20 protein-coding genes are annotated in these 22127 nt (G+C 66.3%); 16 read left to right on the forward strand and 4 right to left on the reverse strand.

Features of this window, described 5'->3' with window-relative positions; genetic code table 11:
• Positions 1-80: 80 nt before the first annotated feature.
• Positions 81-1448: an LLM class flavin-dependent oxidoreductase gene (locus LDZ23_RS34610; protein WP_008345463.1), complete on the reverse strand. Its 1368-nt coding sequence runs from the start codon at positions 1446-1448 to the stop codon at positions 81-83.
• Positions 1449-1659: 211 nt separating this feature from the next.
• Between LDZ23_RS34610 and LDZ23_RS34615 the strand changes: the two genes are divergently transcribed.
• From LDZ23_RS34615 to LDZ23_RS34635, 5 genes are read left to right on the forward strand one after another with little or no spacing between them, the layout of a single operon-like run.
• Positions 1660-2094: an SDR family NAD(P)-dependent oxidoreductase gene (locus LDZ23_RS34615; RefSeq protein ID WP_051078948.1), complete on the forward strand. Its 435-nt coding sequence runs from the start codon at positions 1660-1662 to the stop codon at positions 2092-2094.
• Between the two features lie 40 nt (positions 2095-2134).
• Positions 2135-3799, forward strand: coding sequence for a rhodanese-like domain-containing protein (locus tag LDZ23_RS34620; protein WP_034471158.1), 1665 nt, complete (start codon positions 2135-2137; stop codon positions 3797-3799).
• The gene (locus LDZ23_RS34625; protein WP_008345460.1) at positions 3796-4989 is read left to right on the forward strand and encodes an LLM class flavin-dependent oxidoreductase; all 1194 of its coding nucleotides are present in this window, start codon (positions 3796-3798) and stop codon (positions 4987-4989) included. The genes LDZ23_RS34620 and LDZ23_RS34625 overlap by 4 nt, the downstream gene beginning before the upstream one ends.
• Positions 4986-6323 carry an LLM class flavin-dependent oxidoreductase gene (locus LDZ23_RS34630; protein ID WP_008345459.1) on the forward strand — a complete coding sequence of 446 codons (1338 nt, stop codon included), beginning with the start codon at positions 4986-4988 and terminating at the stop codon, positions 6321-6323. The genes LDZ23_RS34625 and LDZ23_RS34630 overlap by 4 nt, the downstream gene beginning before the upstream one ends.
• A gap of 22 nt (positions 6324-6345) precedes the next feature.
• The gene (locus LDZ23_RS34635; protein ID WP_008345458.1) at positions 6346-7578 is read left to right on the forward strand and encodes an SfnB family sulfur acquisition oxidoreductase; all 1233 of its coding nucleotides are present in this window, start codon (positions 6346-6348) and stop codon (positions 7576-7578) included.
• Positions 7579-7627: 49 nt separating this feature from the next.
• On the opposite strand, the gene LDZ23_RS34640 is transcribed toward LDZ23_RS34635, so the two are convergent.
• The 3 genes from LDZ23_RS34640 to LDZ23_RS34650 all read right to left on the reverse strand — a co-directional run bounded on the left by LDZ23_RS34640 (position 7628) and on the right by LDZ23_RS34650 (position 10326).
• Positions 7628-8596: an ABC transporter substrate-binding protein gene (locus tag LDZ23_RS34640; RefSeq protein ID WP_235366136.1), complete on the reverse strand. Its 969-nt coding sequence runs from the start codon at positions 8594-8596 to the stop codon at positions 7628-7630.
• A gap of 61 nt (positions 8597-8657) precedes the next feature.
• Positions 8658-9431 carry an ABC transporter ATP-binding protein gene (locus tag LDZ23_RS34645; RefSeq protein WP_008345456.1) on the reverse strand — a complete coding sequence of 258 codons (774 nt, stop codon included), beginning with the start codon at positions 9429-9431 and terminating at the stop codon, positions 8658-8660.
• A complete protein-coding gene (locus tag LDZ23_RS34650; RefSeq protein WP_244808887.1) occupies positions 9418-10326 on the reverse strand; it encodes an ABC transporter permease in 909 nt (302 codons plus the stop codon). Before LDZ23_RS34650 ends, LDZ23_RS34645 begins: the two co-directional genes overlap by 14 nt.
• A gap of 443 nt (positions 10327-10769) precedes the next feature.
• On the opposite strand from LDZ23_RS34650, the gene LDZ23_RS34655 reads away from it, so the two are divergent.
• The 11 genes from LDZ23_RS34655 to LDZ23_RS34705 all read left to right on the forward strand — a co-directional run bounded on the left by LDZ23_RS34655 (position 10770) and on the right by LDZ23_RS34705 (position 22095).
• Positions 10770-12467, forward strand: coding sequence for a 5-guanidino-2-oxopentanoate decarboxylase (locus LDZ23_RS34655; protein WP_008345454.1), 1698 nt, complete (start codon positions 10770-10772; stop codon positions 12465-12467).
• Positions 12464-13939, forward strand: coding sequence for an aldehyde dehydrogenase family protein (locus LDZ23_RS34660; RefSeq protein WP_008345452.1), 1476 nt, complete (start codon positions 12464-12466; stop codon positions 13937-13939). Before LDZ23_RS34655 ends, LDZ23_RS34660 begins: the two co-directional genes overlap by 4 nt.
• Before the next feature lie 159 nt (positions 13940-14098).
• On the forward strand, positions 14099-15196 hold the full coding sequence (locus LDZ23_RS34665) for an ABC transporter substrate-binding protein (RefSeq protein WP_008345450.1): 1098 nt from the start codon (positions 14099-14101) through the stop codon (positions 15194-15196).
• A gap of 5 nt (positions 15197-15201) precedes the next feature.
• On the forward strand, positions 15202-16122 hold the full coding sequence (locus LDZ23_RS34670) for an ABC transporter permease (RefSeq protein ID WP_008345449.1): 921 nt from the start codon (positions 15202-15204) through the stop codon (positions 16120-16122).
• The gene (locus LDZ23_RS34675) at positions 16119-16961 is read left to right on the forward strand and encodes an ABC transporter permease (protein ID WP_008345448.1); all 843 of its coding nucleotides are present in this window, start codon (positions 16119-16121) and stop codon (positions 16959-16961) included. Before LDZ23_RS34670 ends, LDZ23_RS34675 begins: the two co-directional genes overlap by 4 nt.
• 13 nt (positions 16962-16974) lie before the next feature.
• Positions 16975-18057: an ABC transporter ATP-binding protein gene (locus LDZ23_RS34680; RefSeq protein WP_034471128.1), complete on the forward strand. Its 1083-nt coding sequence runs from the start codon at positions 16975-16977 to the stop codon at positions 18055-18057.
• 39 nt (positions 18058-18096) lie between these two features.
• The gene (locus LDZ23_RS34685; protein ID WP_008345445.1) at positions 18097-18909 is read left to right on the forward strand and encodes a transporter substrate-binding domain-containing protein; all 813 of its coding nucleotides are present in this window, start codon (positions 18097-18099) and stop codon (positions 18907-18909) included.
• Between the two features lie 43 nt (positions 18910-18952).
• The gene (locus LDZ23_RS34690; protein ID WP_008345443.1) at positions 18953-19717 is read left to right on the forward strand and encodes an amino acid ABC transporter permease; all 765 of its coding nucleotides are present in this window, start codon (positions 18953-18955) and stop codon (positions 19715-19717) included.
• Positions 19714-20370 (forward strand): amino acid ABC transporter permease, encoded by a 657-nt coding sequence (locus tag LDZ23_RS34695; RefSeq protein ID WP_008345442.1) that lies wholly within the window; start codon positions 19714-19716, stop codon positions 20368-20370. Before LDZ23_RS34690 ends, LDZ23_RS34695 begins: the two co-directional genes overlap by 4 nt.
• A 43-nt stretch (positions 20371-20413) precedes the next feature.
• Positions 20414-21139, forward strand: a complete 726-nt coding sequence (locus tag LDZ23_RS34700; RefSeq protein ID WP_008345440.1) for an amino acid ABC transporter ATP-binding protein — start codon at positions 20414-20416, stop codon at positions 21137-21139.
• A gap of 65 nt (positions 21140-21204) precedes the next feature.
• Positions 21205-22095 (forward strand): LysR substrate-binding domain-containing protein, encoded by an 891-nt coding sequence (locus tag LDZ23_RS34705; RefSeq protein WP_008345439.1) that lies wholly within the window; start codon positions 21205-21207, stop codon positions 22093-22095.
• Positions 22096-22127: the final 32 nt, after the last annotated feature.

Genomic DNA, 22127 nt, shown 5'->3' on the forward strand with positions numbered 1-22127 from the left:
CCTCCCGATAACGCAGTGCGGAGTTCGGTACTCGGCCCATGCTGTCTATGAAACCGGCACCGCATCGCGGGCGGCGCTTCTCAGCCCGCGCGATAACGCGCGCCGGGATGCGTGTCACGCAGATGCGGCCCGCGTCCCGCGAACAGCTTCTCGCGCAGGGTGCCGTCCGCATACGCCGTGCGGTATCGGCCACGGTTCTGCAACTCCGGCACGACCAGATCGACGAACGCATGCAGGCTCTCCGGCATGACCGTGCGACGCAGATTGAAGCCATCGACGCCGGTTTCATCGGCCCACGCGACGAGTTGATCCGCCACTTCTGCGGGATCGCCGACAATGAACGGCCCGCGCCCGCCGATCTGATCGAAGCGCGTCATGTCGCGCGGCGTGATCGGCCGCCCGGCGCGCTTCGTCAGGTTTTCGACGGTCGATTGCAGCGCATTGCTTTTGACATAGCGGATCGGTTCGTCGAGATCCATCGCCGCGAAGTCGATGCCGGTCCATCCCGACACGAGCACGAGCTGGCCGAGCGTGTCGACATATTCCGCGTATTCGGCGTGGAGTGCCCGAGCTTCCCTGGACGTGCGCGCCACCACGACGGTCGCGCCGAGATAAAGCAGCACGTCGTCAGGCGCGCGGCCGGCATCGACCGCATGCTTGCGGATGTCACGCGCCGCCGCCGCGACGATGGCAGGCGTCTGGCCTTCGAGGAACACGCATTCGGCATGCTTGCCGGCGAACGCCTTGCCGCGTCCCGATGCGCCGGCTTGATACAACACCGGCGTGCGTTGCGGCGACGGCTCGACGAGATTGAAGCCATCGACGCGAAAGTACGGCCCTTCATGCAACACGCGGCGGATCTTCGACGGGTCCGTGTAAGGCTTGCCCGCGCGCCTGTCATGCACGACCGCGCCCTCCGTCCAGCTTGCTTCCCATAACTTGTAGACGGCTTCGAGGAAGTCCTCGCCCGCCGCGTAGCGCTCGTCGTGCTCGCGCGCCTTCTCCAGTCCCATGCCCCGCGCCGCGCTCTCCAGATATCCAGTGACGACGTTCCAGCCAGCGCGCCCGCCCGTCAGATGATCCAGCGTCGAGAAACGCCGCGCGAACTGATACGGATGCTCGTACGTCAAATTGGCGGTCACGCCGAAGCCCAGGTGCTTCGTCGCATGCGCCATCGCGGGCACCGTCAGCAGCGGATCGTGCGATGGCGATTGCGCGGCGGAGAACAGCGTCGCGTCGACGCCGCCGCCGTAGACATCGTAGATGCCGAAGACATCGGCCAGAAAAACGCCGTCGAACAGGCCGCGTTCGGCAGTCTGCGCAAGTTCGATCCAGTAGCCGAGCGTGTTGTGTTCGAGAGAACGGTCGCGCGGATGCCGCCAGAATCCGGCCCACGAATGCGCGGGCGCGTTCATGTGGAACGCGTTGAAATGCAGATGTCTGTTCATGGTGCGCGCGCTTTCTCGCGGCCGGCATTTCGGAGCGATACACACTAGGAGAGAGGCCGCGTCGCGCCAACCAAGTTAATCAGCTAAGCAAATTGACCGGTCGCTGGCAAGCCCATTACGCCCATCGTGCAGAGCTTTCGCGAAATGATCCGTTCGTCCTGACGACACGAGGAATCAACATGGAGAGCTTCCATCCCATGTGCATCCGTCCATGTCCAGTCACGATCAGTTCAATGACCGGGTTTTCTGGGTCACAGGCGCATTCGGCGCGCTCGGCGCGGCCGTCGTGCGAAGACTCGCTTGCGCAGGCGCGCATGTGGTCGCGTCCTCGCGCAACATCGATAATCATTTCCCCGGTTCGAGCGTCAACGCCGCGCTGGACCTGCTCGTGCAAGGTCTCGGACGCAAGTACGGGCCGCATGGCGTGCGCGTCAACGCGGTCGCGCCCGGTCCGATCGAATCGCCGCGCTTCGCGTCGATGACGACCGGCCAGGTCGATGCCGAACCCACGCGTCTCACCGCGCTCGACGGCCCCGGCACGCCCGACGACGTCGCGGCCGCGGTCACGTATCTGCTCTCCGACGATGCCCGCTTCGTCACCGGGACGCGTCTCTATGTGGATGGCGGCGGCCCGCCGTACGCCTGATTTCTCGATTCCGCTTCCTACTTTCAAGGACTTCTCTCTCATGTCCCGTTCCGTATCCGCCTCGCAGTTGCGCACGCTCATCGCTCAACGCTCGGAACTCGCCGTGCTCGACGTGCGCGAGGAAGGCGTCTCCGCGCGAAAGCGTCTGTTCTATTCGTCGGTTGCGCCGGTGGGCCGGCTCGGACTGCTGATCGATCGCCTCGTGCCGCGCCGCGGCACACCCATCGTTCTCGTCGATACCCACGGCGAGTACACGCCGCGCGCAGCCGCCTTGCTCGAACGCTGGGGTTATACCGACGTCGCGATCCTCGAAGGCGGCGTCGAAGGCTGGGCGCAGGCGGGCTTCGAAGTTTTTTCGGGCACCAATGTGCCGGGCAAGGCATTCGGCGAAGTCATCGAGCACAAGCTGCATACGCCCAACATCGACGCCTCGACGTTGAAGGCCCGCCAGGATGCCGGCGACGATCTCGTCGTGCTCGACTCGCGTCCGTTCGGCGAATTCAACACGATGAGCATTCCCGGCGGCATCGATTGCGCGGGCGCGGAACTCGTCTATCGCGCGCTCGCTGCCGTGCCGTCGCCGGATACGCTGATCGTCGTGAACTGCGCGGGCCGCACACGCAGCATCCTCGGCGCGCAGTCGCTCATCAACGCGGGCGTGCCGAACCCGGTCGCCGCGCTCACGGGCGGCTCCATGTCGTGGCTGCTCGAAGGCTTCGAACTCGAACACGGCAAGATCCGCACCGCGCCGCGCCCCGAAGGCGAGGCGCTCGCGACCGCGCGCGAGCTCGCCGCCGCCGCCGCGCGCCGCGCCCGTGTGCCGGTCATCGACCGCGACACGCTCGCCGCGCTCGAACGCGAAAGCGGGGAACGCACGCTGTATCGCTTCGACGTGCGCGATCCGCTCGAATACGAAGCGGGTCATCCGGCAGACTGGCAAAACGCGCCCGGCGGACAGCTCGTGCAGGCAACCGACGAATACGTCGGCACGCTGCATGCGCGCGTCGTGCTGCGCGACGACGACGGCGTGCGCGCGCGCATGACGGCGTCGTGGCTCAAGCAACTCGGCTATCTCGATGTCCGCGTGCTCGACGATGCGGGGAGCGCATCGCTCGTCGCCGAGCACGTCGAAGCCGGTGCGCAGGCCGTGCGCGTGCGTCCGCACGGCGCGCGCACGCGCTGGATAGAAGCCGATGCGTTGTTGCGCGAGATCGAAGCGGGCGCCGTGCAGACCATCGATATCGACAGCAGCCTCGCGTTCCGCCGCGCCCATGTGAAGGGAGCGCGCTTCGTCGCGGCGAGCGCCGTTCTCGCGCATCTGAGCGACTTGCCGCGCGACACGCCGATCGTGCTCACGTCAGAAGACGGCGTGCTCGCGGGACTTGTCGCGGCGGAAATCGCGCAGACGCGCGGCGGCGTATCCGCGCTCATCGGCGGCACGCGCCGCTGGCTCGCGCTCGGACTGCCCCAGGACGCCGGCGACGCGGGCAACCTGACCGGCGACGACGACGCGTGGTACAGCCCGTATCACGCAAAGGCGGATCAGGTCGCCGCGCAGATGAACGCGTATCTCGCCTGGGAGCTGCAACTCGTCGAACAGGTGGACCGCGATGCGATCGCGTCCATCGACGTGCTCGACTTCGAAACGCCCACCGCGCGCCGCAGCCGCGAACGGCTCGCCGACATCGCGGGGCGCGCGGAATGAGCCCCACGTTCGACGGCGCATCGAGCCCGGCGGACATCGAAGGCAGTCCGCTGCACGCGGCGTTCCAGCAACCGCTGATCCTCGGCCTCTTCCTGCCGATCCAGAACGGCGGCTGGTCCATTTCGACGCTGCCGCGCGGCACCGACTGGCGCTTCGACTACAACGCGCGTCTGACGAAGCAGGCGGAAGCGCTCGGCTTCGATCTCGTCTTCGGGCTCGCGCAATGGCTCGGCAAGAACGGTCACGGCGGCGAGATGAAGTATCGCGAGCAGTCGCTCGATGCATTCATCGCGACGAGCGCGCTCGCCGCGATCACCGAGCGCATCCTGCTGATCTCGACGGTTCATGCGCTCTACGGGCCGTGGCATCCGCTGCATCTCGCGAAGTTCGGCGCGACGCTCGATCACATTTCGAACGGGCGCTGGGGCATCAATCTCGTGACCGGTCACGTCTCCACCGAATGGGCGATGTTCGGCCAGCCGATGATCGAGCACGACGAGCGCTATGCGCGCGCGGCGGAATTCGTCGGCGTGCTCGACACGCTCTGGCGCAGCGACGCGAACCTGACGATCCGCACGCCGCGCTGGCAGCTCGACGATGCCTTCGTGAGCCCGCGCCCGCGCTATCGCCGTCCGGTACTCGTCAACGCGACCGGCTCCGATGCCGGCATCGACTATGCGGTGCGCCATTCGGACCTCGTCTTCATCACGAGTCCGGCGGGCGCGGATTTCGACGACGCCATCGGCGCCTTGCCCGCGCACACCGCAAAAATTCGCGAAGGCGCGGCGCGCGTCGAACGGCGCGTACGCACGCTCATTAACCCGACGATCGTATGCCGTCCGACAGAGCGCGAGGCGTATGCGTATCGCGACGCCATCGTCGCGCACGCCGATGAAGGGGCGCTCGACGGCTTCGTCGCGCAAGGCAGCCGCAGCGACGCGAAAGCGTGGTCGAAGCACAAGCGCGAGCAGCGCATCCTCGGCGGCAATCTGCATCTGATCGGTTCGCCCGAGCAGATCGTCGACAAGCTGCTCGCGCTGAAACGCGCCGGATGCGACGGCGTGCAACTGACCTTTTTCGACTTCGAACCCGATCTCGCCTATTTCGGTGAAGCGGTGCTGCCTTTGCTCGTCGAAGCGGGCCTGCGTCGCGACTTCGCCGGATCCAACTCTCCGCACACGACGACATGACCACCACGCGGCCACGGCAACTCCATCTGAACACGAACGTGACCGGCACCGGGCGGCATCCGGCGGGCTGGCGCACGCTCGACAATCCACGTTCGATCATCGATCTGAGCTTCTTCAAGGCGATCGCGGCGACGGCCGAGCGCGGCAAGCTCGATGCGGTGTTTCTCTCCGATACCCTGTCGCTGCGCAATCACGCCGAAGGCCCGTCGCAGGCGCTGGAACCGACCGTGCTGCTGACCGCGCTCGCGGGCGCGACGCAACATGTCGGCCTGATCGCGACGGCATCGACCACGTTCAACGATCCGTTCAATCTCGCGCGCCGCTTTGCATCGGTCGATCATCTGAGCGGCGGACGCATCGCGTTCAATGCGGTGACGACTTACGACACGCACGCCGCCGCGAACTTCAGCCACGAGATTCCGCTCTCGACCGAAGAGCGGTATGCGCGCGCACAGGAGTTCGTCGAGGTCGTGACGAAGCTCTGGGACAGCTGGGAAGACGATGCCTTCGTCGCCGACCGCCCGTCGGGCCGCTATACCGATCCCGCGCGCGTGCATACGATCGAGCATCGCGGCAAGTACTTCTCCGTGCGCGGGCCGCTGTCCGTGCCGCGCAGCCCGCAAGGGCGGCCCGTGCTCGTGCAGGCCGGCTCCTCGGAAGGCGGACGCGCGCTTGCCGCACGCTTCGCCGACGCCGTCTTTACCGCACAGACGACGCTGCCGACGGCGCAGGCTTTCTACGCGGAGATGAAAGACCGCGTGCGCGCGCATGGCCGCAATCCCGATCATTTCCTGCTGCTGCCGGGGCTGTATCCGGTCGTCGGCGGAACCGAGCGCGAGGCGCGCGAACGCAAGGCCGAACTCGACGCGCTGCTCGATACCGATCGCGAAATCGCGCGGCTTGCGGGCGCACTCGGCCTCGCGCCCGACGATCTGTCGATCGATGCGCCCTTGCCCTACGAGCTCATCGGCAAGGTCGCGCGTTCGGACCTGCCGCGCGGTTTCATCGACTCGACGGTCGCGCTCGCGAAGAGCGGGAACCTCACGGTGCGCGATCTGCTCGACCGCAACCCCGGCGCCCACCGGATGATCGTCGGCACGCCCGAGCAGATCGCCGACGATATCGAGCAATGGTTCCAGGCACGCGGCGCGGACGGCTTCAATCTCAACGCCGACGTGTTTCCTTCGGGCCTCGCGGCCTTCGTCGATCACGTCGTGCCGATCCTGCAGCGCAAAGGCATTTTTCGCCGCGACTACGAAGGCACGACGCTGCGCGACCATCTCGGCCTGCCGCGACCGGCCAGCCAGTATGCATCGTCGGCGCATGCCGCATGAACATCGAGAGGACAGGAACCGCATGACACAGGACAAGCAACTCACGCGCGCGGCGCTCATCCGCTCGGACGACGAAGCCCTCGACACCGCGCGGCGTCTCGCCGCCGAATTCGCCGTCGACGCCGCCGCGCGCGATCGCGATCGCCGGCTGCCGCTCGACGAGATCGAAGTGTTCAGCGCGAGCGGCTTATGGGGCATCGGCGTGCCGCGCGCATTCGGCGGCATCGATGTCTCCGTGCGCACCATCGCGCAGGTGTTCGATACGATCTCGGCGGCGGATTCGTCGCTCGGGCAAATTCCGCAGAATCACTTCGCGACGCTCGAACGTCTGCGACACGACGGCACGCCGAGTCAGCAGGACTTCTTCTTTTCACGCGCGCTCGCCGGAGAACGCTTTGGCAATGCGACCGCCGAACCGGGCGACCGTCTGCCCTCGGAGCACGAGACGCGCGTGCGCCGCCGCGCGAATGGCAACGGCTTCGTGCTGACGGGCCGCAAGGTGTATTCGACGGGCGCGCTTTTCGCCCACTGGATTCCTGTCGCCGCGCGCGATGACGACGGTCTTCCCGTGACCGCTTTCGTCGCACGGCATGCGCGCGGCGTCGAGGTCATCGACGACTGGTCGGGATTCGGTCAGCGCACGACGGCGAGCGGTCAGGTGCGGCTCGACGAGGTCGAACTCGATGCGCTGCAGATCGTCGCGCGCGGGCGCCGTCCGTATATCGATGCGGCCAATGCCGTGTCGCAGGTGCTCCATGCGGCGATCGATCTCGGTATCGGCCGGGCCGCGCTCGATGAGACCAAGCGCTTCCTGCACGCGTTCGCGCATCCCGCGCGCGGCAGCGGCGCATCGCATGCGACGGACGACCCGTACACGCTGCGCGACATCGGCGCACTGACGGTCGATTTGCATGCGGCCGAGGCGCTGACCGCACGCGCCGCCGAGTCGATCGACCGGGCGCGCGACCCGGACGCGCCGCGCGAGGCCGTCGCCGCTGCCATCGTCGCGACGGCGGAAGCGAAGATCGTCACGACGCGATTCGCGCTCGATGCATCGAACAAGCTGTTCGAACTCGCGGGGACGCAATCGACGCGCTCCGAACACAAACTCGACCGGCATTGGCGCAATGCGCGCACGCACACTTTGCACGACAGCGTGCGGTGGAAATATCACGCGGTCGGGCAGTATGCGTTGAACGATCTACTCTGCGATCCGTTCACTTACGCGAATCCTTATACGAAGCTCGACGTGTAAGTCAAACGGCGTGCCTTCAGCACGAAAGGCACGCCGTTTCCGCGAAGCTTCAGTGCGATGCGACGGCCTGCCTGTCGAACACCGGGTTGAACTCTACGTCCACCTTGATCTGATTCTTGATGTCGCCGGATTTATAGAGCGTGTCCGCGATCTTCTGCTCGCGCGCCACAAGTTCCTTGTCGAGCGGATAGAACCGGGAACGTCCGTTTTCGGCGGAGAATTTCGCGCGCGCCGGGCTTTGCTTCATCTTCTCGAGATAGATCTTCTCGACAGCCGGCACGTTCTGCGCCCACCACGTCCACGAGTTCTTCAGGCGGCCGAGGAAGTCGCCGAGCGCCTCGCTCTTCTTCGGATCGCGCAGCACGTCGGTGCGGGCGGTGAACACGGACAACGCCGGTATGTCGAGTTCGTCGCTCCTGATGATGACGCGCGCATCGCCCTTGTCCACCGTTTCCTTGACCGGGCCGTAGCCGCCCGAATACACCGCGACCTGCCCCGCATTGAACGCGGACGCGGACACGTTGCCGTCGCCGAACTTGACGGCTTCGAAGTCCTTCGGCTTGAGTCCGGCCTTCACATACGAGAGCACGTATTGCAGATAGTTGAAGCCGCCGAAGTTATAGCCCCACGTTTTGCCCTTGAGATCGGCGAGGTCCTTGACGTCGGCGCTCTTGCGCACGACCGTGACGATAGGCGGATAGCTGCTATCCGGATTGCGCCAGCCCGCGATGATCTGCAAGGGCGCGGTGTCCGCGGTCCACGGCGTGCGTGCGTTGCCCTGTTCGATGATGAGCGACGTATCGCCCATCAGCCCGACATCGAGCACCTTCGAATACAGCGCGGACAGTTGCGCCGCCGGACCGGTCAGCACGGCCCATTTGACTTTGTACGGCGCGCCGTCGAGCACGTGCGACGCTTCGACGATCAATGGCCATGCGGCGTCCTGCGTGCCGATCGTGAGCGTCAGCGGTTCGCCTTGCGCGAACGATGCCGACGACCCCGCGACGAAACTCGTCACGAAAAAAGCGATGAAGCGTTTCCTGATGCGCATGAACGTGTGGTCTGAGTGAATGAAGTCTTCATGCCGCGTTTCGGGACGCGGCTTGCAATGCAGCGTCGTCGACGCCGAGTTCCGCGAGCAGCCGCGCGCGCAACGCGATGGCGTGCTCGTCGCCGCGCGAACGCGGACGCGGAGAATCGACCGTCACATCCGCGCTGATCTCGCCTTGCGATAGCACGACGATGCGATCGGACAGCAGAATCGCTTCGTCGATGTCGTGCGTCACGAGCACGACCGCAGGCGTATGCGCGCGCCACAGACGCGCGACGAGTTCGTACATGCGGATGCGCGTCAACGCATCGAGCGCGGCGAAGGGTTCGTCGAGCAACAAGAGCTTCGGCTCGCGCACGAGCGCACGCGCGAGCGCGACGCGTTGCGCCTCGCCGCCGGAAAGCGTCTTCGGCCAGCCTTGCGCGTGGCGCGACAAGCCGACTTCGTCGAGCGCGGCGAGCGCGGACTGCTTCGCCGCGCCCAGGCGGTCGTGGCCGATGACGACGTTTTCCCATACGCGCTTGGCGGGCACGAGACGCGGCTCCTGAAACACGACGGAACGCGCGCCCGCGACGCGCACGCGACCGCTGTCGGCGCGATCGAGCCCGGCGAGGATGCGCAACAGCGTCGTCTTGCCCGCGCCCGATGCGCCGAGCATCGACACGAACTGGCCGCGCCTGATGGTGAGCGAGACGTCCTTCAGCACCGCGCGCCCTGAGAACACGCGGCTCACGCGGTCGAGTTCGAGCGCGGCTTCGCGCTGTTGCAACGCGTCGGAGCGTTCGATGTCAGGCGAGTTCAAAACGCGGCCTCCACGGCAGGGCGAGATGTTCGAGCGCGCGCATCACGAGATCGGTGACGATGCCGAGCGCCGCATACACCAGAATGCCCGCGATGATGATGTCCGCGCGCTGATTCTGGTTCGCGTTCACGAGGATGTAGCCGATGCCGTTCTGCGCGTTGATCTGCTCCGCGACGACGAGCGCGAGCAAGGCGACGGCGCTCGAATAGCGCACGCCGACGAGGATCGATGGCAGCGCCGTCGGCAGAATGATGCGCAGCGCCATCTGCCGGCTCGACAGCCCGAAAACGCGCGCCGCTTCGAGCAGCTTCGGATCGACGCCGCGCACGCCGGCATACGTGTTGAGATACATCGGAAAGATGGTGGCCGCGAGGATCACGGCGACCTTCGCGCCTTCACCGATGCCGAACCAGGTGATGAAGAGCGGAATCAGGGCAATGAACGGAATGGTGCGCAGCATCTGCAGTGGCGCATCGACGATCTCTTCGCCGACGCGCCACAGGCCCGCAAACAGGCCCGCCAAAAGACCGATGCCGCCGCCGATGGCCAAGCCCGTCGCCGCGCGCACGAGCGACACGCCGATCGCGCTTTGCAGTTCGCCGTCCGCGATCAGTTCCTTCAGTGCCGCGACGATGACGGTCGGCGGCGGCAAGGTTTCGGGCGCGACGAGTTGCAGCGAGGATGCAAGCTGCCACAACACGATCAACGCGAGCGGAACGCCGATGCGCAAACCCCGCGAGCGCAGCGCGCTCAACGTGCGCGCGCGTGCCTGCGCCGCTTCGCGTGTGGGCAGGTCGACTAGCGCGCGCGTATCGTTTTTGCGCTTGTCGTCCCGTTCGGGGGGCGCGCCGGCATCGAGCCGTAGCGCGGCGGAAGGATAGCGGGGAACGTTCATGGGCAGGCGGGCGGGAATGACCGGGAGCGGGTTGAACGAATGATGGTACGTTCGCCCCCATTGCGAGCAAACGAAGCGTTTGCCGGATGCTATGCGCGCTTTCCCGAATAACTATTGCAGTCGAGGGACTATCCGGATCCGGCGAGCCGCGCTGTTCCACCTCTTCATCTGTCAGGCCGATGCGGATCGGTCCGCCGACCAGCGCGAGCGTCGCATTTCACGCAGCCGCGTGTCCCGAGCTGAAGATCCGCGATGCGCTTCCGAAGCACGGAGCACGAGCCCGCCGCGGGGCTGCCATCCATCCACGCGCGGCCTGCCTGACCCATGCCGAAATCTGATGCGCCTCATGAGATCTTTTCGATTGGCTTCGCGACGGAGCCGCGTCGAGAATGATTGCACCCCAGCCGCCTCCGCAGTCCAACCAATCAGGAATGCAACGACCGATGAACCTTCGTGAATCCACCAGGCACTTCGACGATCGCAACGTGAGAACGGCAAACGGCCAGGCCGGCTCGCGCCATCGAACCTGTGGCGAATCGCTCGTCACCTTGCTCGAGATTTACGGGGTCCAGTATGTCTTCGGCATCCCGGGGGTGCACACAGTAGAGCTCTATCGCGGTCTTGCGCGCTCGTCGATCCGGCACGTGACGCCCCGTCACGAACAGGGCGCGGGCTTCATGGCCGACGGATATGCGCGTGTCACCGGCAAGCCCGGCGTGTGCTTCATCATCACCGGTCCGGGCATGACCAATATCGCGACCGCGATGGCACAGGCCCATGCCGATTCCATCCCGATGCTCGTGATATCGAGCGTCAATGCGCGCAGCGAACTCGGCAGCGGCGACGGACGCCTGCACGAACTGCCCTCGCAGCGCGAAGTATTCAACGGGCTCGGCGCGTTCTCGCACACCTTGCTCGATGCCGCCGATCTGCCTCAGGTGCTGGCCCGCGCGTTCGCGGTGTTCGAGAGCGCCCGGCCGCGGCCGGTGCATATCGAGATCCCGCTCGACGTCATCGTGTCGCCGGCGGGCGTCATCGAGGCGTCGTGCGCCGTGCGTGCGGCGAAACCCGCTGCACACCCCGCCGCGCTCGCCGCCGCCGCGGAACTGCTCGCGGAGGCGCGCCGCCCGCTGATTCTCGCTGGCGGCGGCGCGGCCGACGCTGCCGCCGAACTGCGCGAACTCGCCGAGCGGCTGCAGGCGCCGGTGGCGCTCACGACCAATGCGAAAGGTCTGCTGCCGTCCGGACAGCCGCTTCTCATCGGGTCCACGCAGTCGCTGCCGCACACCCGCGCGATGATCCGCGAAGCCGACGTAGTGCTCGCGGTCGGAACCGAACTGGGCGAAACCGATTACGACGTCGTCTTCGACGGCGGCTTTGCGATCGCAGGCAAGCTCATCCGCATCGATATCGATGCGCAACAACTGATGCGCAACGTTCGTCCGGATGTGGCCATCGTCAGCGACGCGCGCGAGGCGTTGAGCGAGCTGTCGACGAGACTGCACGAGCGTCCCGTTCGCCCGGCCGCGACGGACTGGGGCGCGGCGCGCGTCGCCGCGGTGCGGGCCGCCAACCTGGCCGGCTACGACGCCGCGATGCGCTCGCAGCAGCGCCTGATCGACACGATCGTCGGCACCTTGCCCGGCGTCGTCATTGCAGGCGATTCGACGAGCCCGGTCTACGCGGGCAACTTTCTCCACGATGCACCGGCGCCGCGCTCATGGTTCAACTCGTCGACCGGCTACGGCACGCTCGGGTATGGACTGCCCGCCGCCATCGGCGCGAAGCTCGCCGCGCCCAGGCGGCCGGTCGTCTGCCTGATCGGCGATGGCGGTCTGCAGTTCACGCTGCCGGAACTGGCGAGCGCCGTGGAGGCGCGCGTGCCCGTGATCGTGCTGGTGTGGAACAACTTCGGCTACGGCGAGATCCGCAAATACATGGCGCAACGCGATATCACGCCCGTCGGCGTCGATATCTACACGCCCGACTTCGCCGCGCTCGCCAAAGCCTTCGGATGCGAGGCCGCAAGAGTCGACGACCCGCGGACCCTCGAAGCCGAGCTGCGGCGCGCAGCATCGCGCGACGTCCCGACCGTGATCGAGGTCCGCGAAGCCGACTGGTTTGCACGGGTGCCGTCATGAACGCGGACGCACGCCCCGTCTTCGACTTTCCGCTGCGCACCCAGCTCTTCATCGACGGCTGCTGGTGCGCGCCCGAAACGCGGCAACGCTTGCCCGTCATCAATCCATCGACCGAAGAGACGATCGCCGAAGTGGACGCGGCCGGTCCCGCCGACGTCGATCGCGCGGTGCGCGCCGCGTCGCACGCATGGCGCGCCTGGAAACAGACTTCGGGCGCCGCGCGCGCCGCCTTTCTGCGAGCGATCGCACGCGGCGTGGAAGCCAGTGCCGAGCAACTCGCCGCGCTTCAGTCGCTCAACAACGGCAAGCCGATCGCCGAATCCCGCATCGATGTCGGCGACGTGGTCGCCACCTTCGACTACTACGCCGGGCTGGCCGAACGGCTGGATGAACCGGGCGAAGCGATCGCCATCCCGAGCGACCGGCATCGCGCGGTGATCCGCCGTGAACCCGCGGGCGTGGTCGGCCTGATCGTGCCGTGGAATTTCCCGATGGTGACCACGGCCTGGAAACTCGCGCCCGCGCTCGCCGCGGGATGCACGGTCGTGCTCAAGCCTTCCGAATTCACCCCGCTGCCGGAACTGGCGCTGGCCGCGATCGTCGAGCAGGCCGGCCTGCCACCCGGCGTGTTCAACATCGTGACCGGCGCCGGCACCGATGTCGGCGCGGCGCTGACCACGCATCCGCTCATCGCCAAGGTCTCGTTCACCGGCAGCACGGCGGTCGGCGAGCAGGTCATGAAGGCGGCGGCGCAGTCCATCAAGGGCGTGAGCCTCGAACTGGGCGGCAAGTCGTCCATCGTCGTTTTCGCGGACGCCGACCTCGATCTCGCCGTCGATCTCGTCATCGGCGGTGCGTTCTTCAATGCCGGACAGATGTGCTCGGCCACGTCGCGCGTGCTGGTCGAACGGCCGCTCGCGCAGGCGCTGATCGCTCGCCTCGCCGACCGGGTCGCGCGCACCGTCGTCGGCGATCCGTTCGCCGCCGCCGTGCAGATGGGGCCGCTCACGAACCGCGCGCAGCACGAACGCGTGCAACGCTTCATCGCGCGGGGCAAGGCGGACGGCGCGAGCCTCGTGGTCCAGGGCCAGGCGCCCGACGGACCCGGATACTTCGTGCAGCCAACGATGTTCGTCGACGTGCCCGCCGGCAGCGCCGTGTGGCGCGAAGAGATCTTCGGACCCGTCTTGTGCGTGCGCAGCTTCGACACGGAAGACGAAGCGATCGCCACCGCCAACGACACCGAGTTCGGGCTGGTCGCAAGCGTCGTCACGCGCGACGCGGCACGCGGACAGCGCGTGGCGGCCGCGTTGCAGGCGGGCGTCGTCTGGATCAACGCGCCGCAACTGATCTTTCCTCAGACATCCTGGGGCGGCTTCAAGAAGAGCAGCATCGGCCGCGAACTCGGGCCGTTCGGACTCGCGGCCTTCCAGGAAATCAAGCAGGTGCTGACTGCGGCCGATTCCGACTGAAAGCTTTTGTTAAGGCCGAGCCATGCGTTCGGCTCATGGCAACCATGCCGAGATTTCGATTGTTGCCGAAATTTTGCGTACCTAGAGTGCTCTCACAACGCCGCTGTTGATCGACCGACCGCATTGACCGACTGCTGCACGTTCAGCGAGGAGTGAACCATGCATGACATCAAACGAGGCAGAAGGCAGGCCATCAAGACCATCGGCATGGCGCTCGCCGCATCGAGTCTGCCGATGCCGTTCATCAGCACCGCGAAGGCGCAGGAGAGGAGCTTCGCCGGCAAGACGCTGCGCCTGCTCACATGGTCCGACGACACCGGCGCGGCGGCCTTGCGCAACATTGCCGCGACGTTCAGCCAGAAGACCGGCGCGCAGGTCATCGCCGATCGCGCCGACGGCACCTCCGGCATGGTGGCGAAAGTGAAAGCGGCCGGAGACCGCCCGACCTACGACGTCATCACGCTCGCGGGCGTGGGCGCCTCGGGTCTCGCGGATGCCGGTCTGCTGATGAAGCCCGATCTGAACAAACTCCCCAACCTGAAGGATGTCGCCGCGCGGTATCAAACGGGCGCCAACGGCTTCGGCATCGGCTATCTGTTGTGGTCGGACGGTCTCGTCTACAGCACGTCGTCGGTCAAGACGGCGCCCACGACCTACGAAGCGCTTTGGGATCCCAAGTATGCGGGGCGGATTTTCCTGCCGCCGCCGGAATGGGCCGAAGCGGTCGATCTCGCGATCATCGCCGCCAAGATGGCGGGCGGCTCGCAGCAGAACATCGAACCGGGCTTCGCGAAGCTCGCGCAACTCAAGGACCGCGTGCTCACGCTCGGCGAGAATCCGAATCAGGTCGCCGACCTGTTCCGCACGGGTTCGCTGGATATCGGCGGCATCTACTCGCCGGCGTTCTTCCCCGATCAATTGCGCAAGCCCGAGTACAAGATGGCCGTCACGTATGGGATGAAGGAAGGCTTCGCCACCCAGCTGATGTTCACGGTCATACCGAAGGCGCATCCGGGCGACATCGACCTGATCCACGCGTTCATCAACCATTCGCTCGACGCAGGCGTGCAAGGCCGCATGGCCGCCGACGTGCTGAACGGTCCGGTGAACTCGAAGGCGGCGATTCCCGCCGAAAGCCGCGCGTTCGTGCCGTCTCCCCAGCAAATCGCGGAGAACGCCGTGCTGCACGACGACAAGGCATTGGCGGCGGTGCAACCGGCGTGGATCAAGCGCTATACGGAAATCTTCTCGGCCTGAGCTCCATGTCCGCACTCTATTTCCGCCGCAGGACGGCAGCGCTGGCAGACGCCGCCTCCGGACAGACGTCGGCTCCCGCGCTGCCCAGGGTGCCGCCGTGGGTGCTGCTCGCGCCGATCCTCGCGTTTCTCGCCGTGCTCGTCGCGGCGTCGCTCGCGGTGCTGCGCATGAGCTTCGGCGTGCCGGGGAACGAATGGCGCGCACTCACGCTTCACAATTACGCGGACCTCGCCGATTCGTACTTCCTGCGTTCGCTCGGGCTGACGCTCAAGCTCGCGTTTGAGAGCATGGTCTGCGCGGTGGCGCTGGCGATTCCGGTGGCGCTCGCGATGGCGCGCACCGAATCGCGGCTCGCTCGCCGGCTCCTTCTTGCCGGCGTGCTGCTGCCGCTGCTCGTCAATCTGCTGCTGCAGGGTTACGGCTGGCTCGTGATGCTCGGGCCGGCGGGCATGCTGAATAACGCGCTGCTCGCGGCCGGCGTCGTGCGGCGTCCGGTGCAGTGGCTTTATCGCGAGAACGGCGTGCTGCTCGGCCTGATCCAGACCGCGTTCCCGCTCGCCGTGCTGCCGCTCGCGAGCGCCATGCGCGCCATCTCGCGCTCTTACGAGGAAGCGGCCGCTACGCTCGGCGCGACGCGCTCGCAGACGCTGCGCCACATCGTCCTGCCGCTCGCGATGCCCGGTCTCGTTTCCGGCGCGCTGCTCGTCTTCGCCTACAACGCGAGCGCGTTCGCCGTGCCGCTGCTGCTGGGCGGCCGCCGCGTGCCCATGCTCGCCGTGCTCGTGCACGACCAGGTGGCGCCGCTTCTGAACTGGCCCGCCGCGTCGGCATCCGGCGTGGTGCTGATGGTGGCGACGCTCGTCGTCATGTCGGTATCGCAACGGCTCGTACGCGGCATGCAAAGCACGGAGGAAGCCCGTTCATGAGCGCCCTGCGCCTTTCCGCGATCATGCCGGGACGCCTGAGCCGCGCCGCCAGCCTGCTCGCGACCGTCGTGCTCTTTCTCGCCGCCCTGCCGATCCTCACGATGGTGACGATGTCGTTCGGCAATTCGGACACGCTCCAGTTCCCGCCGCCGAGCTTCGGGCTGCGCTGGTATCGGGCCGCGTGGCACACGTTCGTATCGCCCGACGCAAGCGATGTGCTCTCGATGGGCACGGCCCTCACGACGAGCCTCGTCGTCGCGGTATCGACGATGATCATCGCCACCGCCGTCTCGGTGCCCGCCGCCTACGCGCTCTCGCGCTATCGCTTCCGCGGCAAGGCGGTTATCGAGCAGCTCGTCGCGCTGCCGCTGGTCTATCCGCTCGTGATGCTCGGGCTCTCGCTGCTGCTCGTGTTCAACGTGCTGCCCGTCGAGCTCGGCATTCTGCGGCTCATCATCGCGCACGTGATCCTCGCCTTGCCGTTCACGGTGAAGAACTGCGCCGCCTCGGTCGCGGCGATCGGCCCGGAGTTCGAGGAAGCCGCGTGCCTGATGGGCGCGAGCCCGCGCCGCGCGATCGTCGATGTGGTCCTGCCGCTCATGCGGCCCGGCATTCTCGCCGGCATGCTGTTCGCCTTCATCGTCTCGTTCAACGAGTTCACGGTCACGTTCTTTCTGTACGGCATCGACACGATGACGCTGCCCATCTGGCTGTACAGCCGCACCGTGTCCTCGCTCGATCCGACCGTGTTCTCGTTCGCGGTCGTCATCGTGCTCATCGACTTTGCGTTGATCTGGCTGCTCGAAAAGCTGGTCGGCGACGAAGGCGTCGCGCTGTAACCGGGGAACCCTCATGACTCATCTGACACTTCAGGCGGTAACGAAGCGCTTCCACGCCGCATACGCCGTCGATCATGTCGATCTCGCCGTGCCCGACGGCAAGCTGGTGTGCTTTCTCGGGCCGTCCGGCTGCGGGAAGACGACGCTCTTGCGCATCATCGCGGGGCTGGAAACGGCGTCGTCCGGAACGGTCGCCTTCGCCGGCCGCGATCTGACTGACGTGCCCGCGAACCGACGCGATTTCGGCATGGTGTTCCAGTCGCTCGCGCTCTTTCCTCACATGACGGTCGCGCAGAACATCGCCTATCCGCTGCGTCTTCGCCGGGTCGGCAAGGAGGCGGAAGCCAGCCGCGTCGCCGAGCTGCTCGATCTGATCCGGTTGCCGCACATGGCGGACCGGCCGGTCTCGCGGCTGTCGGGCGGACAGCGCCAGCGCGTGGCGATTGCGCGCGCCATCGCGTCGTCGCCGAAGCTCTTGCTGCTCGACGAGCCGCTCTCCGCGCTCGACGCGAAGCTGCGCGAGGCGATGCAGGTCGAGATCCGTCTCCTGCAGCAGCGCCTCGGCATCACGACGATCATGGTGACGCACGACCAGCGCGAAGCCATGACCATGGCCGACGAGATCGTCGTCATGGAAAAAGGACGCATCGCGCAGGTCGGCAAGCCGCTCGACATCTATCGCAATCCCGTCAGCGAATTCGTCGCCGACTTCATCGGCCTCGGCAACATCCTGCCCGTCACGCTCGAAGGCGGAGACCGGATCGCGCTTCCGGGCGGCCAGCAGATCGTCGTCGATGCCGCACCGCCCGCGCGCGGCGCGGCGGGCGACGTCCGCCTGCTGATTCGTCCCGAAGACGTCTGCATGCGGACAGCCGTAAACGGCGCCGTCGATCCCGGGCCCAACGTGCTCGCCGGAAAGGTGGCGTTCATCCGGGATGTCGGCGCGTCGCTCGAAGCGACCATCGATTGCGCGGGCGTCACGCTCACCGCCGCCACGACGCCGCGCGAGACGCCGGACCTGCGAATCGGCATGCCCGTCTTCGCGGAACTTCCGCCGCACGCCTGCAAGCTCATCGCGGCACGCACCGCGCACTGAATTCACGCCGCCCACCGTATCGACACAGGAGAGACCTTCATGCACACGACGACTTCCGCGCAGCGCTTCCTCGCCCGCACCGCCGCCCTCCTCGCCTTCTCGGGCATCGCGGGCCTCGGCGCATTCGCGCCGCTGGCGCACGCCGACGCGCTCGACTCGATCAACAAGTCCGGCGTCGTCCGGATCGGCGTCTTCGAGGACTATCCGCCGTTCGGCTCGATCGGGCCGGACATGAAGCCGCAGGGCTATGACATCGACGTGTCCAGCCTGATCGGCAAGACCCTCAACGCGAAGGTCGAACTGATTCAGGTCACCGGCGACAACCGCATGGCGTATCTCGTCGACCATAAGGCCGACATGCTGCTCTCGGTCGGCAAGACGCCCGAGCGCGAAAAGGTGATCGACTTCTCGCAGGCCTACGCGCCGTACAACCTGGCCGTATTCGGTCCGAAGTCGCTGCCCGTGAAGAACGCGGGCGACCTTGCCGGCAAGAGCGTGGCCGTCGCGCGCGGCACGCTGGAAGACCTGAGCGTGAGCAAGGTCGCGCCGCCGTCCGCGTCGATCAAGCGATTCGACGACCCGAACGGCGCGATCTCCGCGTTTCTGGCCGGGCAGGCGCAACTGCTCGTGGTGGGCAACGACGTGGGCGCGACGATCATCGCCCGTCATCCGTCGAACGATCCCGAGCAGAAGTTCTCGCTCTTCAGCTCGCCCGATCACGTGGGCCTGAACAAGAACGAGCCGCGCCTCAAGCAGAAGGTCGACGAAGCCATCGCCGCGGCGAAGAAGGACGGCACGATGAACGCGATCTCGCAGAAGTGGCTACGCGCACCGCTGCCGGCCGACCTGTGATGCGCGGAGCGCTCCGTTCACTCGCACGCGGGAGGATCGCTCGATGACCTACACGTTCGACTTCAGCGACGTCGGCCTCTATGTCGATGTGCTCGCGCATGGCGTCGCGGTGACGCTCGGCCTGACCGCCATATCGACGCTGCTGGGCGGCCTGGTCGGCATCGGCGGCGCGTGTCTCGCCGTGACGGGCCCGAAGCCGGTCCGCGCGGCGATCACCGCATATGTCGAGCTGATTCGCAACACGCCGTTTCTCGTGCAGCTCTTCTTCGTGTTCTTCGGGCTGCCCAGCCTCGGCGTGCATATCGGCGAAATCGAGGCCGCCGTGCTGGCGATGACGGTGAACCTCGGCGCGTACGCCACGGAAATCGTCCGGGCGGGCATCGACTCGATACCGCGCGGACAGCTCCAGGCCGCGATGGCGCTCGGCCTGCGGGGACCGCACGTGTTCCGCCACGTCGTGTTGCCGCAGGCGCTCGCCAACGTGTTTCCCGCACTGCTCGGGCAGGTGCTGATCGTGATGCTCGGCTCCGCGGTCGTATCGCAGATTTCGGTGCCTGACCTGACGCACGCCGCCAGCTTCATTCAGTCGCGCAACTTCCGTTCGTTCGAGTGCTACGTGATCGTCACCGCGATCTATCTGCTGCTGTCGATCGTGCTGCGCATGCTGATCAACCGACTCGGCAAGCGGCTGTTCGCGGGACGGGCCGGCCGCGCGGCCGCGACCACTTCCCGGCGCGGTCTGCGCAACCTGTTGTCCCTGCGCATCGGCGCGGCCGAACCCGGCCTTCCGAAGGAGCGTTCACGATGATCGAGTTCACGCTGTGGGATATCGCCCGCAACCTGACGCTGGCCGCGCGCTGGACGGTTGTGCTTTCGGTGATCGCGTTCGTCGGAGGCGGCCTCACGGGACTGGCGCTGCTCGCCATGCGCGTGTCGCCGCTGCCGTGGCTGCGCCGGACGGTGGTGCTGTATGTCGAGGTGTTCCAGGGCACGCCGCTTCTGATGCAGCTTTTCCTCGGCTTCTTCGGCTTGCCGCTGCTGGGCGTCGAAGTGTCGCCCTGGGCTGCCGCGACCGTCACGCTCACGCTGTACACGGGCGCCTGTCTCGCCGACATCTGGCGCGGCTGCGTGGAGGCGGTGCCGCGCGGCCAGTGGAGCGCCGCGGCGAGCCTCGGCATGACGTGGACGCAGCAGTTGCGTTACGTCGTCTGGCCGCAGGCATGGAAGATCGCCGTGCCGCCCACCGTGGGATTTCTCGTGCAGGTCGTGAAGAGCACGGCGCTCACGTCGATCATCGGTCTCACGGAGCTGACCAAGACCGGCACCATGATCACCAACGCAGTGTTCCGTCCCTTCCCGATCTACGCCCTCGTCGCGTTGCTCTACTTCGCGATGTGCTTTCCGCTGACCTGGTATGCGCGCGCGCTCGAGCGCCGGTATCGCGTCGGCAGACATCGCTAAAAGCCGCGTCTCAATGGCTAACGCACTTCAAAAAGGTTTGCGCATGATTTCCATCGGTAACGTGTCGAAGTGGTACGGCCAGTTCCAGGTTCTGGCCGACTGCACCACCACCGTCGGCAAAGGCGAAGTGGTCGTGGTCTGCGGGCCGTCCGGGTCCGGCAAGTCGACGCTCATCAAGACCGTCAACGGGCTCGAGCCGTTCCAGAGCGGCAGCATCACGGTCAACGGGGAGTCCGTCCACGACAGGCGCACCAACCTGTCGAAACTGCGCTCGAAAGTGGGCATGGTGTTTCAGCATTTCGAGCTGTTTCCGCACATGTCGATCACGGACAACCTCACGCTCGCGCAGACGAAAGTGCTGGGGCGCTCGAAAGACGAAGCGTCCGACAAGGCGCTGCGTCTGCTCCAGCGCGTCGGCCTGCGCGCGCACGCCGACAAGTATCCCGCGCAGCTTTCAGGCGGCCAGCAGCAGCGCGTGGCGATTGCGCGCGCACTGTCGATGGACCCGGTCGCGATGCTGTTCGACGAACCCACTTCCGCGCTCGATCCGGAGATGATCAACGAGGTGCTGGACGTGATGGTCGAACTGGCACAGGAAGGCATGACGATGATGTGCGTCACGCACGAAATGGGCTTCGCCAGAAAGGTCGCGCACCGGGTGATCTTCATGGATCACGGGCGCATCGTGGAAGACGAAAATAAGGACGCGTTCTTTGCGCATCCGCGGTCCGACCGGGCGAGGGATTTTCTGGGCAAGATACTGCATTAGCACCGCGCCCGGCTTGCTACACTATTTCCGGCTGACGTGATTTTCATGATCGGAGACACGCCCCGATGCGACGACTTCCTCCGCTCAACGCACTGCAGATCTTCGAGACCGTCGCGCGTCACCGCAGCTTCACGCGTGCGGCGGAACATCTGTGCCTCACGCAGGGGGCGATCAGCAGACAGATTCTCGCGCTGGAGGAATACTTCGGCTTTCCCCTTTTCATCCGCGGCGCAAGGGGCCTGACCTTGACGGCGGAAGGCGACGTGCTGTTGCCCGTCGTGAGAGAGAGCTTCGGGCGCATCGAAGAGGTATCGCTGCGTCTCACGCGCCAGCGCACCGATCTCGCGCTGAAAGTGCCCACCTGCGTGATGCGATGGATGCTGCCGAGGATCATGCGCTTCCAGAGCGAGCATCCCGAACTGCAATTGCAGATCACGACGACCTGGCAGCACGATGTCGATTTCGAGGTCGAATCGTTCGATGCGGCGATCATCTACGGCTCGTCGCCCGGTGCGGACGTGCACGCCGTGCCGCTCTTCGACGAGCAGCTCACGCCCGTGTGCTCGCCCGAACTGCTCAATGAAAGTCCGCTCGCCGCCGCGGCTGATCTCGCGCATCATGCGTTGCTGCATCCGACGCGCGATCACCGCGACTGGAAGCTCTGGCTCGATTGCGCGGGTGCGAGCGAGATCGACGCGACGCTCGGACCGACATTCGAAACGCTCGATCTGGCGACCAACGCCGCCATGCAAGGGTTCGGCGTCGCGATCGGCGACCGGACGCTGGTCAGCGAAGACGTGGCGGCCCGGCGGCTCGTCATGCCGTTCGACACCGTGCTCCAAACGGGCTCACGCTATTACTTCGTCTATCCGGAGTGCGTCGCGAGTCAGCCGAAGGTCAAACTCTTCAGCGAATGGATCATGCGCAACCGTGAGGCGGCTGCGACGGCCGGGTAGTTCGAGGCCGCCGTACGCAACGCCACGTCGCG

The organism is Caballeronia zhejiangensis (assembly GCF_022879815.1).
Classification (GTDB): domain Bacteria; phylum Pseudomonadota; class Gammaproteobacteria; order Burkholderiales; family Burkholderiaceae; genus Caballeronia; species Caballeronia zhejiangensis.

What these genes read in the sequence shown, in the direction of transcription:
- LDZ23_RS34610 (WP_008345463.1), bottom strand. Translation starts at nt 1,448, where the DNA reads ATGAACAGACATCTGCATTTCAACGCGTTCCACATGAACGCGCCCGCG.
- LDZ23_RS34615 (WP_051078948.1), top strand. Translation starts at nt 1,660, where the DNA reads ATGTCCAGTCACGATCAGTTCAATGACCGGGTTTTCTGGGTCACAGGC.
- LDZ23_RS34620 (WP_034471158.1), top strand. Translation starts at nt 2,135, where the DNA reads ATGTCCCGTTCCGTATCCGCCTCGCAGTTGCGCACGCTCATCGCTCAA.
- LDZ23_RS34625 (WP_008345460.1), top strand. Translation starts at nt 3,796, where the DNA reads ATGAGCCCCACGTTCGACGGCGCATCGAGCCCGGCGGACATCGAAGGC.
- LDZ23_RS34630 (WP_008345459.1), top strand. Translation starts at nt 4,986, where the DNA reads ATGACCACCACGCGGCCACGGCAACTCCATCTGAACACGAACGTGACC.
- LDZ23_RS34635 (WP_008345458.1), top strand. Translation starts at nt 6,346, where the DNA reads ATGACACAGGACAAGCAACTCACGCGCGCGGCGCTCATCCGCTCGGAC.
- LDZ23_RS34650 (WP_244808887.1), bottom strand. Translation starts at nt 10,326, where the DNA reads ATGAACGTTCCCCGCTATCCTTCCGCCGCGCTACGGCTCGATGCCGGC.
- LDZ23_RS34655 (WP_008345454.1), top strand. Translation starts at nt 10,770, where the DNA reads ATGAACCTTCGTGAATCCACCAGGCACTTCGACGATCGCAACGTGAGA.
- LDZ23_RS34660 (WP_008345452.1), top strand. Translation starts at nt 12,464, where the DNA reads ATGAACGCGGACGCACGCCCCGTCTTCGACTTTCCGCTGCGCACCCAG.
- LDZ23_RS34665 (WP_008345450.1), top strand. Translation starts at nt 14,099, where the DNA reads ATGCATGACATCAAACGAGGCAGAAGGCAGGCCATCAAGACCATCGGC.
- LDZ23_RS34670 (WP_008345449.1), top strand. Translation starts at nt 15,202, where the DNA reads ATGTCCGCACTCTATTTCCGCCGCAGGACGGCAGCGCTGGCAGACGCC.
- LDZ23_RS34675 (WP_008345448.1), top strand. Translation starts at nt 16,119, where the DNA reads ATGAGCGCCCTGCGCCTTTCCGCGATCATGCCGGGACGCCTGAGCCGC.
- LDZ23_RS34680 (WP_034471128.1), top strand. Translation starts at nt 16,975, where the DNA reads ATGACTCATCTGACACTTCAGGCGGTAACGAAGCGCTTCCACGCCGCA.
- LDZ23_RS34685 (WP_008345445.1), top strand. Translation starts at nt 18,097, where the DNA reads ATGCACACGACGACTTCCGCGCAGCGCTTCCTCGCCCGCACCGCCGCC.
- LDZ23_RS34690 (WP_008345443.1), top strand. Translation starts at nt 18,953, where the DNA reads ATGACCTACACGTTCGACTTCAGCGACGTCGGCCTCTATGTCGATGTG.
- LDZ23_RS34695 (WP_008345442.1), top strand. Translation starts at nt 19,714, where the DNA reads ATGATCGAGTTCACGCTGTGGGATATCGCCCGCAACCTGACGCTGGCC.
- LDZ23_RS34700 (WP_008345440.1), top strand. Translation starts at nt 20,414, where the DNA reads ATGATTTCCATCGGTAACGTGTCGAAGTGGTACGGCCAGTTCCAGGTT.
- LDZ23_RS34705 (WP_008345439.1), top strand. Translation starts at nt 21,205, where the DNA reads ATGCGACGACTTCCTCCGCTCAACGCACTGCAGATCTTCGAGACCGTC.